The sequence below is a fragment of the Streptomyces sp. NPDC051561 genome (assembly GCF_044454195.1).
GTDB lineage: Bacteria > Actinomycetota > Actinomycetes > Streptomycetales > Streptomycetaceae > Streptomyces.
Window position 1 is genome coordinate 237,836 of record NZ_JBITDM010000011.1, and the last position, 13,994, is coordinate 251,829.

At 72.9% G+C, this 13,994-nt stretch carries 9 protein-coding genes; all 9 read right to left on the reverse strand.

Annotated features, from left to right (window positions below):
- Window positions 1-39 precede the first annotated feature (39 nt).
- From ACIA73_RS24590 to ACIA73_RS24630, 9 genes are read right to left on the reverse strand one after another with little or no spacing between them, the layout of a single operon-like run.
- Window positions 40-972, reverse strand: a complete 933-nt coding sequence (locus tag ACIA73_RS24590) for an ABC transporter ATP-binding protein (protein ID WP_399440823.1) — start codon at window positions 970-972, stop codon at window positions 40-42.
- Window positions 973-995: 23 nt separating this feature from the next.
- Window positions 996-2,102 carry a peptidase M50 gene (locus ACIA73_RS24595; RefSeq protein WP_399440824.1) on the reverse strand — a complete coding sequence of 369 codons (1,107 nt, stop codon included), beginning with the start codon at window positions 2,100-2,102 and terminating at the stop codon, window positions 996-998.
- Window positions 2,099-3,208, reverse strand: coding sequence for a lantibiotic dehydratase C-terminal domain-containing protein (locus ACIA73_RS24600; RefSeq protein ID WP_399440825.1), 1,110 nt, complete (start codon window positions 3,206-3,208; stop codon window positions 2,099-2,101). The genes ACIA73_RS24595 and ACIA73_RS24600 overlap by 4 nt, the downstream gene beginning before the upstream one ends.
- A complete protein-coding gene (locus ACIA73_RS24605; RefSeq protein ID WP_399440826.1) occupies window positions 3,208-5,919 on the reverse strand; it encodes a lantibiotic dehydratase in 2,712 nt (903 codons plus the stop codon). Before ACIA73_RS24605 ends, ACIA73_RS24600 begins: the two co-directional genes overlap by 1 nt.
- A gap of 4 nt (window positions 5,920-5,923) precedes the next feature.
- Window positions 5,924-7,504 carry a nitroreductase family protein gene (locus tag ACIA73_RS24610; protein ID WP_399440827.1) on the reverse strand — a complete coding sequence of 527 codons (1,581 nt, stop codon included), beginning with the start codon at window positions 7,502-7,504 and terminating at the stop codon, window positions 5,924-5,926.
- A 44-nt stretch (window positions 7,505-7,548) separates the two neighbouring features.
- Window positions 7,549-9,510 (reverse strand): TOMM precursor leader peptide-binding protein, encoded by a 1,962-nt coding sequence (locus ACIA73_RS24615; protein ID WP_399440828.1) that lies wholly within the window; start codon window positions 9,508-9,510, stop codon window positions 7,549-7,551.
- Window positions 9,497-11,842: a TOMM precursor leader peptide-binding protein gene (locus ACIA73_RS24620; protein ID WP_399440829.1), complete on the reverse strand. Its 2,346-nt coding sequence runs from the start codon at window positions 11,840-11,842 to the stop codon at window positions 9,497-9,499. Before ACIA73_RS24620 ends, ACIA73_RS24615 begins: the two co-directional genes overlap by 14 nt.
- Before the next feature lie 5 nt (window positions 11,843-11,847).
- Window positions 11,848-13,626 (reverse strand): BTAD domain-containing putative transcriptional regulator, encoded by a 1,779-nt coding sequence (locus ACIA73_RS24625; RefSeq protein ID WP_399440830.1) that lies wholly within the window; start codon window positions 13,624-13,626, stop codon window positions 11,848-11,850.
- A 9-nt stretch (window positions 13,627-13,635) separates the two neighbouring features.
- A complete protein-coding gene (locus ACIA73_RS24630) occupies window positions 13,636-13,917 on the reverse strand; it encodes a hypothetical protein (protein WP_399440831.1) in 282 nt (93 codons plus the stop codon).
- Window positions 13,918-13,994: the final 77 nt, after the last annotated feature.

The following is a 13,994-nucleotide window of genomic DNA, read 5'->3' on the forward strand; positions in this document are numbered from 1 at the left end:
GGGGTGCGGGCGCGGGCAGGCGCCCGTCCCCGGGCGGGGCTAGACCGGGGACGCGGCGCCCGCGGTGAGTTCGAGGTAGACGTCTTCGAGGCTGGCGGTCCTGGTGCGGACGCCCTGGAGTCCGGTGACGGCGTCCACCGCGGCCAGTACCGGACCCGGGTCGAGGGTGTCCAGCACGAGGATGTCGGCCTCCTGGGTGGCGGCGAGCACGCCGGGGATGGCCTGGGCGGCCGCCAGGGTCAACCGTCCGGCGGGCACCAGCAGTTGGGTGGTGGGGCTGCCTTCCGCGACCAGCCGGGCCGGGGTGTCCAGGGCACGGATCCGCCCGTTCATCACGATGGCGACCCGGTCGCAGAGCGCCTCGGCCTCGTCGAGGTGGTGGGTGGTGTAGACGATGGTGCGGCCGGCGCCCTTGAGGTCGCGCAGTACCTGCCACAGCGAACGGCGGGCCTGCGGGTCGAGGGCGGCGGTCGGCTCGTCCAGGAAGATCAGCTCCGGGTCGTGGACCAGGGCGGCGGCGATGGCGAGGCGCTGGCGCTGGCCGCCGGAGAGGTCCTCGACGCGGACGGCGCCCTGCTCGGTGAGGCCGACGGAGGCGAGGGCGCGTTCACCCGCTTCCCGGTCGGCGTTGTAGAGGGCGGCGACCGTGTGGAGGTGCTCGCGGGCGGTGAGACGTACGAAGAAGGCCGAGGCCTGGGTCTGCAGCCCGATGCGCGGCAGCAGCTCCACATTGCGCGGCCAGGGGCTCCGGCCGAGAACCGAGACGGTGCCGGAGTCCGCGCGGCGCTGCCCCTCCATGATCTCGACGAGGGTGGTCTTGCCCGCGCCGTTGGGGCCGAGCAGACCGAAGAACTCGCCGCGCGGCACGGTCAGCGAGATGCCGTCCACGGCCTGGATGTGGCCGTAGCGCTTGTGCACGGAGTCGAGGACGAGGGCGGGGCCTTCCGGCGTGGCCGGTGCGGTGGGGCGCATGGGGTTCTCCTTGGTCACGTGGCTCACGCCGACGTCAGCAGGTGGTGGATCACCGCGGCGACGGCCGCGGCGAGGATGCCCAGGACGAGCAGTGAGCCCAGTCCGTAAGCGGTGTAGGCGGTGCGGGCGCGGCGCGGGTAGGCGGCTACCGCCGGGTCGCGGCGCACGGCGAGGCGCAGATAGGCGTGGCTGGAGGCGGCCAGTTCGGTCGCGCCGGCCAGCTGGCCGGCGATCTTGTAGCCGTCGAGCGGGGGCAGCGGGACCAGCATGGTCAGCGCGTGCACGCTGCCGAGGAAGAGCAGTCCGGCCAGGGCGTCGTGGGTGGCCGGGTCCAGCGGCGCCCACAGCCACAGGGCGCAGAACGGCAACAGGAAGAGGAGGTTCATCACGGCGCCCGCTAGGGCGGTGGCGATGCGGTGCCAACGGGTGCGCAGGTAGAGGAAGTTGTCGACCGTGCAGTACATGATCACCACCGGCAGCCGCCAGCGCAGCCCGATCTCGGCGACCCGGCCCCCGTAGTGGGCGGCGACCACCCCGTGGGCGAGCTCGTGCAGGGCGGTGCTGAACCAGAGCAGACAGCCGACCGCCATCAGCAGCACCGGATGCTGGAACAACTCCCAGGTGGCGAGGGCTAGTTCACCGGCATGCAGGGCGAGCATCACCTCCATGGCGACGACCGCCGCAAGCAGCGGCACCATCCACCCGGGGGCCAGCAGGAAGCCCACCGCACGGTGCAGCCGGCCGGTGGCCGTGTCCGCGTCGGCGAACAGCCGGATGCTGCCGCGCAGCAGGGTGCGCCCGGGCTCGGCGGGCACCGGCGCACGGTCCGCGTCCGGGGAACCCACCAGCAGCCCCCGGGTGCCCAGCATGGCGAGCAGCGGCTGCCAGTTGGCGTCGGCGAGCCTGCGTCCGTACCGGCCGGCGTAGTCGTCCCCGATCTCGGCCAGGCTGCGGCGTCCGTCCATCCGGGAGATCAGGAAGTGCTCCTTGACGCCGACCTTGCAGGACTGGCCGCTGCCGGTGTCCTTGATCAGATGCACGGTCCCGGTGCCGTGCAGCAGCGGGTCGCTGACCAGCACCCCGGCCTTGAGTTCCGGGCGGTACGCCGTCAGCGCGGCGGCCGCCGTCATCCGAACTCCCGCAGGCAGCGGCCCAGTACGTGGGAGAGGTACGCCTCGTCGCGGATGGTCACATGCAGCCGGTTGTTGGTCATGTGCATGTACGGGGAGAGCAGCAGCGGCAGCGCGACGGCCGGGTCGGTGACCTGCTCGTCACGCTCGCCGTCCCAGGAGCGGAACACCAGGTCGCCGTCGACCGCCAGCTTGTGGGCGCGGGCGCGCAGTTCGACGCAGTGCTCGGCCCAGCCGGCGAGGAAGGCGGGCAGCCGGCCCGGCTCGCCCGCGGCCACGGCGGCGCGGATCGAGGCGAACCGGGAGGCCAGGCCGGGGGCCAGTTCGGCGAAGTTGCGGTCGTACTCCTCGGTGCCGATGAAGCCGGTGCCGGGGAAGGCCTGGTGCCAGAACTCGTAGTAGTTGTCGAGGTATCCGGCGAGTTCGGCGTCGCCGGGGAGGAAGACGCCGGACATCACCATCATCAGCTGGGCCGAGGTGCCCAGCAGGACCGTGCGCAGGTGGAGGTTCTTGGTGGCCAGGGCATCGATGACCAGATCGCTGGAGTGCCGGAAGTGCCACTCGGCCAGCTCGATGCCGGCCGGACCGCCGTACTTGCCGTACTCGGGCTCGTAGGGCTCCTCGCTGCGCGAGTTGTTGCGGCGCAGGTTCATCCGGCCCTGGTCGTCGAGGTAGGGGGCGCGTTCGCCGCCGGGGAACTCGATCTCGAAGAGGGTGTTGTAGAAGTCGTTGAGGAAGCCGGAGTCGACCTCGTACAGGGCGGGGCGCTCGGCGAGGAAGGCGTCGATGGCCTCTTCGCTGCGGCGGCGTACCTCGATCCCGGCGCCGGGCGAGGCGGGCTGGAGGCGGAGGCGGACGTGCGGGCCCTCCAGCCAGTAGTTGATGAAGAAGTAGTTCGACAGGAGGCCTTCCGCGGCCAGTCGGGCGACCAGCGGGCGGACGCACTGGAGGAGGAAGGGGCGGGGGTTGGCGGCGTAGAAGATGTGGGTGGCCTGCCAGGTGCCCGTGGTGGTGGCCTTGGTGGTGTCGGAGGTGGTGTCGGAGGTGGTGTCAGGGGCGGTGGCCGTGGTGGTGGCAGGGGCGGTGGCCGTGGTGGTGGCGGTCATCAGGCGATTCCCTTTCCGGTGGGAGGTGTTGCGGTGGTGGGTGCGGGCGCGGTTTCCACGGCCAGTTCCGCCACGTGCCGCCCCCGGTCGGAGGTGACGTGCAGTCCGTCCTCGTCGGGCAGCATCTCCCTGAGGACGACGCGTGCCTGCGGGCTCTTGATCAGCGCTTCGAAGGCGGCCAGCGACAGCGGGCTGTCGAAGTCCAGGTACTGCGGCTTGGCGCCGGTCGCACCGCGTGCCCCGCTGTCCGAGACGGTCGCGAAGACCCGGTCGGGCAGCCGGTGGGTGCGCCGGAAGCGGTGCCAGCCCAGGAACCAGTCCGCGTCCGAGCCGCCGGCCGGTGTCTGGAGCGGCAGTTCGGTGGCGGCCACGCTCCAGCTGCGACGGCTCAGTACGAGGCTGCCGTGACGCACCCGGGGGCGCCGGGTCATGCCGTCCACCGGCGCGCTCTCCGGGATGCCGCCCCAGACGTTGAGCGGTGCCATCGAGGTCGGGGAGAGCAGCAGCAGGGTGCGGGGCAGTTCGGGCAGTGCCAGCGGCACCAGGTAGCCGAGGTAGACCGGGATGACCTCGCGACCGAGCCGGGTCGAGCGCAGCATCAGCCGGTCGGTGGCCTCGTCGTGTACGAGGGCGAGGTCGTCCAGGCCGATGCGGTGCTCCGCGTCGAGGGTGCCGCTCTCCCCCGGGCAGACGATCTCGTACTCGGTGAGCCTTCCGTGCAGATTGAGGTTGCTGGTCACCGGGCCGCCGGTGACCTCGGCGAACACCGCGTCGCCCGGCCCCGTGCCGGCGGCCCGGTCGAGCAGTTGCCCGGCGAGCCCGTCGAAGCAGTGGGTGAAGCGGCTGAACGGGAAGGACAGCCCGCCGTAGGAGCGGTTGAGGACGACGAGGGGGTCCACGGCGCGGTCGGCGAGCTGGAGGTGGTGGCTCATCGGCGCGAAGTGGGGTGCGATGTCCGCCAGTTCGCCCGCGACATCGGCGACGAAGGAGTCGTCGACGGTGATCTCGTCGGCGCCGTCACCGGACTGCGCCCGGTCCCACAGGGCCCGCATCCGCTCGACGAAGGCGAGCCTGGCGGTGTCCAGGGCCTTGAGCTCGGGCAGTCCCAGCCAGTTCACCTCGGGCACGTACTGGCCGTCGGGGCCGAAGGAGGTGTGCGCCGCGGTGAACGACATGTACTGGTCGAAGAAGTCCTCGTGGAAGTCGTGGACCAGTTTGAGCAGGTCGTCGCAGCGGCCGCCGCGGCCGTGGCGGGCCAGGAAGAACCCCTTGAAGATGATCCGCTGCGGCAGCGTCAGGTCGAAGGCGGGCAGGATGCTCTCGACCGCGCGCAGCGGCTCCTCGGCGAGGTCGGCCCAGGCCTTGGCGCCGAGGGTGGTGGAGCGGCCGGCGGCGGCGTCCTCGTACAGCACCGTCTGCGGGACCCGGCCGCGTTCGGCGCCCAGCTCCTGCTGGATGTCGCGCAGTCCGTCGCGCAGTTCGGCGAGCAGGGCGACGCGCTCGGCGGGGGGTGCGTCCGCGAACCGGTCGATGCAGGAGAGCGGCCCTTCCAGGCGGGCGGCCAGAGTGTCGGCCCACGGCCGGTCCACGGCGAGCAGTGAGGTCTGGAAGGCGCGCAGCGGGTCGGTGTCGTGCACCTCGGTGCGCAGGCACGGGACCTGCACCATGCCCAGGTCGAGCAGGGCTTGGAGGTAGCGCTCGACGTCTTCGGCCCCGGCGTCCTGGTCGGCTGCCAGCCAGCCGGCCAGTTCCCCGTACCGCAGGCTTCCGCGCTCCTCGAAGAGGGCGAGCAGCCGTTCCAGGGTGCCGCTGCGTCGCAGGAAGAACAGCCGGTCCTTCACCGCGTCGAAGGTGACGGCGGTGTCGTCGTCGCCCGCGGTGACCCAGCGCCGTACATAGCGCACCCGGTCGTCGTCGCGCCCCCATCCCGAGGCCGGTGCCACCGGCAGGTCGGCACGGCGGACCGGGTCGGCGATCACCGTCTCGGCGAGCCGCCCGAGGGCGACCACATTGAGCCGGGGGTGGCTGGTCCACTCCTCGTCGACGCGGGTGTGCAGCGAACCGTCGTCGAACTCGCCGAGGGCGACCCCGGTGAAGGTGGAGAACGGGCTGGTCTTGCAGACCGTCCGGTAGAGATAGGACATCAGCGAGCGCTCGATCTTGCGCTGCTTCTTGTCCGGCCTGGCCTCCGGGGCGGCTTCGGTCCTGCTCAGGTACGCCGCGAGCTGCGCGTCCAGCGCGGGCGAGGCGAGCAGCAGCCCCTTGCGCAGCCGGTCCTGACCGGCCAGCTCGCACAGTGCGCGACGGCTGCGGCCGGTCTCGGCGGCGAGCAGGCCGGCGCCCTCCTCCTTGCGGTCCGCCAGGTCGCGATGGCCCGCCAGCCACTCGGCGAGGGCGCGCCCGGCCGCCGGGTCGAGTCCGGTGGTCAGGGCGACGGCGGCCGGAGCGTCGCGCGGCGGGCGGTCGTTGAACACCTCCCGGCGCAGCTTGAGCAGTGCGCGCCGCACCGCTTCGTCCTCGTTGTCGCCGACCAGGCCGTGCAGCAGGTCGCCGACCCGCTCGCCCAGGGCGCGCAGTCCTTCGGCCTCGGTGAGGACCTCGTCGGCCCAGCGCCGGCTGTCCGGACACCGCAGTTCGCGCACGCTGTCGATGGGCAGCCCGGCCACCCTGAGCATGAACGGCATCGTTGTTGTCCCCGTTTCGGTGGTCATCGGCTCAGGCGATCTCGTACCGGAAGTCGGCCGGGGCGGGCCGCTCATTGCCGATCAGCATGATCAGCAGCGGGGCCTCGCCCGTCTCGTCCAGGCCGAGTTCCTCGATGAAGGAGATGTTGTCGAAGCCCAGCGCGACCCCGCAGCCGAGCCGCACCGCACCCGCCGCGGTGTACACCGCCTGGGAGAGGGCCCCCACGGTGGCGTTGACCAGGCGGTAGCCGCGGTCGCCGACGGCGTCCAGGACGGCGGTGGTGCGGACGGTGGGCACCAGGACGGCGCCGGCCTGTTCCAGGTTGTAGTTGGACAGGAAGTAGTTCTTCTGGAGGAAGGCGCCCGGCCGTTCCTCCTTCACCAGGCGCAGGCTGCGCGCCCCGGGGTCGTACTCGTAGCTGCCGGGGGCCAGCCCCTCGACGTGGTTGACGAAGGCGTAGAGCTTCGCGAGCCGCACCCCGCCGGTGTCACCGCCGAGCATCGAACCGGCCGACGCGGCGGCCAGACAGGCCGCCAACTGCGCCTTGGTGACCGGCTTTTGGGACTCGAAGCGGCCGAAGCTGCTGCGCCGGCCGCGCAGCGCGCCGCGGACGTCGATGTCCATCGGTGCCGCGTCGGGCAGCACGGTCTCGGTCCGGTCGGGGCGGGCGGGCAGCGCGCCTGCCGGGGCCAGCGCGGCGGGGTCCGGGCGTTCGGTGGCTCCCCGTGCGGTCGCGGCCTGCATCTTGCGTACCGCTTCGAAGGTCAGCACCGTACGGGACCGCTCGACGTCCTTGCGGCGTACGGCGACCGGCGCTTCCCCGGCGGGTGCCGGGCGGGCGGTGGCGCCCGCCCAGCGCAGCGGGACCACGGCGAAGACGCCCTCGTCCTCGACGGGCACTCCGAGCAGCCGGGCCAGGCGCTCCTCGTCGAACCACATCGCGGGCTCCACGGACAGACCGCGGGCCGCCGCCCACATCCGCCAGGTCTGCAGGATCGTGCCGACGTCCATGCTCACCGCGTGGAAGGAGAAGCTGTTGTACTTGAAGGCGTTCTGCCAGTACTTGATGCCGAGGACCAGGTACTGGTCGGTGTCCGGCCCCGGCGCGCCCTCGCCCAGTGCCTCGCGGACCTCGCCCGAGACATCGCCGGTGAGCAGGCGTTGCAGGGCGTGGTGGCGGGTCGAGTAGTAGTGCACGCCGGGCACCGCGGGGCCGCTCGGCCCGGACACCCAGTAGACGCTGACCGGGTAGAGGCCGCCGCCGGAGGCGGTGCCGCGGGACCAGTTGGCGAGCGGGTAGAAGGGCAGTGCGCTCAGGTCGGTGTTGGCCTGGACGCCGAGGCGGCGGCCGGTCAGCCCGTAGGAGTCGCGCAGCATTCCGGACAGTGCGTCCAGGTCGAACTCGCCGCCACCGTCCGGGACTTCGGCCAGTCCCCGGTCGAGGCTCGCGTCGGCCGGATAGTCGGTGTCCGGCAGCGGCATGCTGTCGGCGCCGGGGTAGAACTTGGTCTTGCGCGGGCTGTCGGCCCAGTTGGGCACGTAGTCGGCGGGGGCCATCGGGACCCGGCCGCGCTGCATGATCGCAGCTGCGTAGTCATGGGCGTACCCCATGGGGAACTCCTTGGTCGTGGTCACGGGCGGGGGCGCGGTCGGGGTCATGGGAAGGGGTGGGGCGCCGGGTTGAAGTCCGCGGGTTCCAGGTCCCTTTCGCGCAGGCCGGCCTCGCGCAGTGCGGTGCGCAGCCGGGGCATTCCCAGGGCGCGCTGCCGGGTCCAGCCGAAGTCGATCGGCAGCAGGCCGGGCACCAGGACGCTGACCGTGGTGAGCCCCAGTCGTCGCTGCTCGGGCATGGTCTGGTCGACGACGATCACGTCGAAGCCGGCGTCGGTCACCGCGCCGACACAGGCGTCGAGGTCGTCACGGAGGTCGTCGGAGACGGGCAGCACCGAACCGTTCCCGTACAGCTCGGCGAGGGACCGCTTGGGCGGCCGGGGCGTGCCCGGGGCGCCGATCAGGAAGTGGGCGTGGTCCCCCATCTCCGGGATGCCGTAGGACAGCGGGTGATCGTGCAGTGCCTCGACCTTGTGGAAGTCGGACGCCATCGCGCGCAGCCGCTCCTCGTCGCGCTCGGTGCGCCCCTGGAGGTTGACGGCGTCGGTGGCGATCTCGCAGAGCGCGCCGGCCAGTGCGGCCTCGGGGTCCAGGCCGGCGCCCGCGCCGAAGCACATCCGTCCGGGGCCGCCGTCGGGACGTACCGCCACACCCGTGACGACGGGGACCGGGAAGCTGATCCGGGTGTCGAAGAAGCGGGCCTCGTAGCCGTACATCTCCAGCCGGTCGACCATCTCCCGGGTCTCGCGGCGGGCGCTGGTGCGCGGGTCGATCTCGGGGAGCGCCTGCATTCCGTACCAGGACAGCAGGAAGGCGTCGCGTTCGACGACCTCCATCAGACCGAAGTAGACGGCCTCCTCCAGGCTTCCGCCCGATGCGCAGCCGTTGGAGGACTCCTGCACGAAGCGGTTCTCCAGGCCGGGTGCGTGGTAGTACGTGAGCACTTCCGGGACCAGGACCGGCGAGCGGTCGCGCAGCGAGTAGCCCCACACCCAGGGGATCTCGCGGTCGGCGGTGAAGGGGGTGACACGGGGGTTGGCGCGGTGGAACTCCGGCGAGTACAGCCCGCACACCCGCGGGTCGAGGGCCGCCCGGCCCTTGGCGCGCAGGCCCTCCAGGGAGTCGGACACCCCGGCCCGCTTGGCCCGGGCCCGCATCCCCGCATACCTTTCGAGGCCTTCCAGTACGCCGATCCGCACGCTGTGGGCGAAGGTGTCGGCGTGGCCGCCCCAGAAGGTCTCCCTCAGGTATGCACCGGAGCGCATCGAGAAGCAGCCGATGGTCGCGGAGGTGGACGTCGACGAGACGTCCTGGACCACGGAGGCCCCGAGGGAGCCGCAGACCGGGTTGGCGTACGGCTCGACGGGCAGTTCGTAGTCGCCGATGTCGCGGACCCGGAAGCTGCCGGGGCGGAGCTTGGGCGCGGGCCGCAGATCGAGCACCGCACCCTCGGCGGTGTCCTGTTCGGTGCTGCCGCAGCCGGGGCACTCCGGGTCGGGGACCAGTGGGTAGTGGCGGACCTGGAGGGTGTGGAGGTCCACCAGGTGTACGGCGGGGAAGGCGTCGCCGTCGGGCTGGGGGCCGGTGAGGCGGGCGGCGATCAGCCCGGCGAGGGCGTCGGCGGCGAAGGGGGTGACGTACGGCGACTCCCCGGCGGTGCGGGTGCCGGAGCCGAGCTCCAGGGCCTCGCGCAGGGCGACGGACCGGACGGCCTGCCAGCGGCGTTCCAGGCAGATCGCGCAGGGGGGCTGTTCGGCGCCGGTGCCGGGGAAGGGGCCGACGACCGCTTGCCGGCCGTAGAAGCGGACGGGGACGGAGGTGGTGGCCCCGGCGGCCGCCCGGCGGTCAGGGCGGAAGGCGTCCTGGACGCCCAGCGGGGCGACGTCCAGGCCGGCGGGGGTGTGGTGGGCGGCCAGGGTGCGGTGGATGCGGTCCTGGAGGTCGCGGGCGGAGTGCTCCCAGGGGGCGGGGTCCGCGGCGGCGGGGGCGAGGTCAGCGACGGGCATCGGTGCCGCCTTCGGTGACCTCGGTGGTCGCGTCCCGGGTGAGCAGGATCCGCGCCGTGCTGATGCCGCCCGCCGGGAGGTCGGCGGGGGTGGTCGCGACGTACAGCACGTCCCGTCCGGCCGTGCGCAGCCGGTCCAGTACGGCGTCGAGCGTGGTGGTGTTCCCGTCGGCGGCCACCGCGTCCGCGGTCACGGCGATCGTTCCGGCGGCCAGCTCACCGACGAGCGGCAGCCCCTGGTCGACGGCGTTGTGGGCGTCGTCCGTCCCGGCCTCCGCCGCCAACTGCACCTGGCCCAGCAGATCGCGCAGCGCCGCACAGGCCGCCGCCCGGCGGGTCAGGCCCGCGCCGACCGCCCAGCGCCCCGTACCGCCGTCGCCGGTCTCGCGGGCGAGGACCACGGACGCCGAGGAGCGCTCCTCCTCGCCCAGGTCCAGCAGTTCGGCCTCGATGCCCAGGTTGCCCGCCGACTTGGTCAGGAAGACCAGCTCGGGGTCGTTCCCGTCCGGGGCGACGGGGGCCACGGAGGTCGTTCCCCGTACCGCCCTGAGCAGGGCGTCGTGCCCGAGCACCGAGAGCAGGCCGCGCCCGGCCGCCTCCTGGGCCGTGGCGCCGGCGCCCGCACCGGCGGTGGTCGCCAGGTGCAGCCGGTCGCGGTTGTACGGGCCGAAGGGGCGTACCGCGGCCGCCGGGACACCGACCGGTTCCTTGGTCAGCAGCGAGGTCGCGGTGACCCAGGCGGTGACGGCCGCGGTGGAGCCGGCGCCCGTGGTCAGGGCGTCCGGGCCCAGCAGTGGGAGCGCCCCCTGCGGGAGGGCCTCGGCGGTGAGCGGGACCACCTTCTCGACGTAGGTCTCGGCCGCCGCGTACAGGGCCCGCATCCGGGCGCCCGCCAGGTGGTGCACGTCGTAGGCGGCGATCTTCCGGCTGACGCCGTGGCCCAGTGCCACCTCCACCCTGCTGATCTTCAGCGGGGTCTGGGTGAGCTCCTCGTCGTCGTAACGGCTGAAGATCCCGGTGTACGGGCGCACCAGCGCGGTGCTGATCCGGTTCAGGTCCTCGACCAGTGCCTCGGCCTCACGGGCGGTCTCCACGGTCGGGGTCTCGGGCAGGGCCGGCGAGGCGGGGACGGTCTGTCCGGGCCTGTCCTCTCCGGTCAGGGTGGCGCAGCGGCCGCAGCGCGGGTGCGCCTGAACCGGCTCCGCGACGACGTCGAGCGACCGCAGGTCCTGGACGAGGACCTGTCCCTCGGTCTCGGCGGGCAGGGCGCCGGTGGTGAGACGGAAGACCTCGTAGCCGAGCAGGTTCCCGGACATCGCGGCGACCGGGCCCGACAGCGGGCCGCCGTCCGCCGGTTCGGTCGCCACGGCAGCCGCGGCGACCTCGCTCCACAGCTCCGCGGCCGCTCCCGCGTCGACGTTCCCGCCCAGTCGCAGCACGGCGCAGGACCAGCACCCGGTGGAGACGGCGGTGGCCAGCGGGCCGGTGACGGCGCGGTCACCGAAGGTCCAGGCGGGGATCAGGGTGCGGCCCTCGGGGACACCGGCGGCAAGCAGCCGGTGTGTGCGGGGACCGGCCGCGGCCCCGGTGACGACCACGACGTCGTACTCGGCGAGCGCCGCCCAGTCCGCGTCGGCGGCGACCTGGTCGAGCTGGACCGGACCGCCGCCCTCCGTCAGTGCGGCGGCTTCCTCTCCCACGTCGCGGAAGGCGGCGCCGACACCGATCCGGGCACAGCCGTTGCGCACCAGGCTGAGCGCACACCAGCGGGCGACCTCGTCACCGCCGAGCACCGCCACCGCGGTGTTCCTGAACCGGCCGAACCGCTCGGCGGCGCCGTCCGCGTAGTGGTCGACGTAGGCAAGCTGCGCGGCGAAGGTGCGGTGCACGGCCGCTTCGGGACCGGTGACGTCCTGTGCGAGGGCGTCCGCCTCGGGTATGTCCCGGGCGAAGGAACGGTCGTACAGCGTCTTGACCAGCTCGGTGGCCATGGCCCGCTGGGCCGGGCCGAAGCCGGCGCACAGCTCGCCGAGGGTGTGCAGTCCGGTCAGGTGGGGGACCACGAGGGAGGCGAAGCGGTACGCGGTACGGCCGGTCAGATGGAAGCCGCCGTCGGCGTTGTGGAAGAGCACCCCGCCCGGGGTCTCGGTGAACAGCACGTCCCGCCGGATCCGCGGCCGCGTGCCGGCCAGCGCGTCGAACACCTCGCGTGCGGCGTCTGCGGTGCTCGCGGATTCTGCCGTACGCGCGGTGTCCGCGGTGTCTGCGGTGTCCGCGGTCGCGGTGCCCTCGGCCGTGGTGGCCCCGTCCAGCGTTGCAGCCTTGTCGGCCATCTTCGTCACACCTTCTCTGTGGGTCGGTTGCGTTCGGTGTTGCGTCGTGCGTATCTGCGCAGCAGGTCGTGGATCCGGTACGGGCCCGGCGGCCCCTCCTCCAGGAATCCGGCGTCCACCAGCCGTTCCAGGACGTCGTCCGCCTCCGCGGGACCGACCCCCAGCCGGGATGCGCCGTCCTCGGCGTGGAAGGCGTGGTGGGGCAGCGTGCCCGTGCGGACGAACGCGTCGGCCAGCCTCGGGTCGAGCCGGCCGAGCGCGCCGTCGAGCATCCGGTCGACGGACATCCCCGGCGAACCGGTCAGCGACAGCCGGGCGAGCGGGTCACCTGCCAGCCAGTCGGCCCCGTCCGACAGCAGCAGGGCGGGCCTGGTCAGCAGCCTGGCCGTCATGATGCGCAGCGCCAGCGGGAAGTGACCGCAGAGCTCGGCCAGCCTCCGCGCGGCCTCCGGTTCGCTCTCCACCCGTTCCGGCCCGAGTACGGAGAGCAGTAGTTGGTAGGACTCGTCGGGGTCGAAGACCGAGAGCCGGTGCACCCATCCCCCATGGGTGGCGATCAGCTCCGCGAGCCCCATCCGGCTGGTGACGATGGCGGCGCCGCCCTGGCCGACCGGCAGCAGCGGACGTACCTGCTCGGCGTCGACCACATCGTCCAGGAGCAGCAACGACCGTCCGTCGGCCCCCCGTTCGCGCAGCACGGCCGCCACCTCCGCGGCCGCCTCCGCCCCGCTGCGCGGCACCCCGTACGCGTCGGCCATCCGCACCAGCAGCCGCCCGGCCGGGAAGCTGCCCTGCACCAGATGGGCGACGTGGTGGGCGAGCGCGGACTTGCCGATTCCGGGTGCCCCGGACACCAGGACGGTGACCGCCTCGTCGCGCGGCCCGGTGAGCCGGGCCACCATGGCGGACACCTCGCCCGCCCGGCCGGTGAAGGACGGCACCATGGGCACCTCCACCACCAGGGACGACTTCTCCCTTACGACGGCGGAGGTCGTCCGGTTCCCCGCCCGTACCCCGTGCTGTCCCTCGCCGTTCGGGGGCCCCAGGTCGTCGCCCCTGAGGATGGCCAGCTCCAGCCTGCGCAGCGCCGGGGACGGGTCCACGCCCAGCTCGTCGAGGAGGTACTCCTTGATCCGCCGGTACTCGGCCAGTGCCTCGGCCTGCCGCCCCAACCGGTAGAGCGCCTCGATCAGTTGCTCGTGGAACCGCTCGTAGCCGGGGTGCGCACGGGTGACGCTCCACAGCTCGGCCAGCGCGTCCGCGCAGCGGCCCAGCGCGAGTTGGAGGTCGCAGACGCGCTCCACGGTGCGCAGCCGTTCCTCCGCCAGCCGGGGCACCGCGTCCCGGTGCAGTACGTCCGAGCGGACGTTGGCCAGCAGCGAGCCCCGCCACAGCGAGAGTGCGTCGCGCAGCATGTAGAGCTGCGCCTCGGCGTCGTACTCGGGTCCGGCCGCACGCCTGACCTGCTCGCGGAAGCCGATCAGGTCAAGGGTGCGCGGGCCCGCGACGATCCGGTAACCGCCGGGCACCGCCTCGATGGGAGTGTCGGTGACCCCGTGCTTGGCGAACAGCCGGCGCAGTCGCATCACACAGGTCTGGAGCGCCGCCTTCGCGGTGACCGGCTGCTCCTCCCCCCAGATGACCTCCAGGAGGTGGTCGGCCGAGACCACACCGTTCGCGTGCAGCAGCAGGGCGGCCAGCAGGCTGGTCGGCTTGGACGGGGGAAGGACGACGGCGTCGGGGCCGTCGGTGATGCTCAGCGGTCCGAGGAGCTGAAATCCCATCACCGCTGCCTAGTCCCAGCCGTTGACCAGTTTGCACAGCTTCGCGGGAGCGGCGGGCACCGGCAGCGCCTCGGCCACCGCTTCCCAGCCGGCACACAGCCTCTCGATCACCTGGTTCGGGACCCCGGCGGTGGCGGCGTGGCCCTGAGCGGAAGCGGACACGGCGGCGGATGCGGACGGCGTGGCCGCCGCGCTTCCGGCGGAGGCCACGGTGAGACCGAGAGCAAGTGCCAGTACCACGGCGGCACTTCTCCGGCCGGCGGGCTTCCTCGACTTCGTGATGGCGTTCATCGTTCCCCCTGAAACTCTGAGCTGGCTGGTCCGCCGGGACGGTGGTGTCCGGCGAGAACGACGATGCCAGGGGGAAC

Bases quoted from the DNA above. Each gene is read 5' to 3' on its own strand.
- ACIA73_RS24590 (WP_399440823.1), bottom strand. From the start codon at position 972: ATGCGCCCCACCGCACCGGCCACGCCGGAAGGCCCCGCCCTCGTCCTC.
- ACIA73_RS24595 (WP_399440824.1), bottom strand. From the start codon at position 2,102: ATGACGGCGGCCGCCGCGCTGACGGCGTACCGCCCGGAACTCAAGGCC.
- ACIA73_RS24600 (WP_399440825.1), bottom strand. From the start codon at position 3,208: ATGACCGCCACCACCACGGCCACCGCCCCTGCCACCACCACGGCCACC.
- ACIA73_RS24605 (WP_399440826.1), bottom strand. From the start codon at position 5,919: ATGACCACCGAAACGGGGACAACAACGATGCCGTTCATGCTCAGGGTG.
- ACIA73_RS24610 (WP_399440827.1), bottom strand. From the start codon at position 7,504: ATGGGGTACGCCCATGACTACGCAGCTGCGATCATGCAGCGCGGCCGG.
- ACIA73_RS24615 (WP_399440828.1), bottom strand. From the start codon at position 9,510: ATGCCCGTCGCTGACCTCGCCCCCGCCGCCGCGGACCCCGCCCCCTGG.
- ACIA73_RS24620 (WP_399440829.1), bottom strand. From the start codon at position 11,842: ATGGCCGACAAGGCTGCAACGCTGGACGGGGCCACCACGGCCGAGGGC.
- ACIA73_RS24625 (WP_399440830.1), bottom strand. From the start codon at position 13,626: ATGGGATTTCAGCTCCTCGGACCGCTGAGCATCACCGACGGCCCCGAC.
- ACIA73_RS24630 (WP_399440831.1), bottom strand. From the start codon at position 13,917: ATGAACGCCATCACGAAGTCGAGGAAGCCCGCCGGCCGGAGAAGTGCC.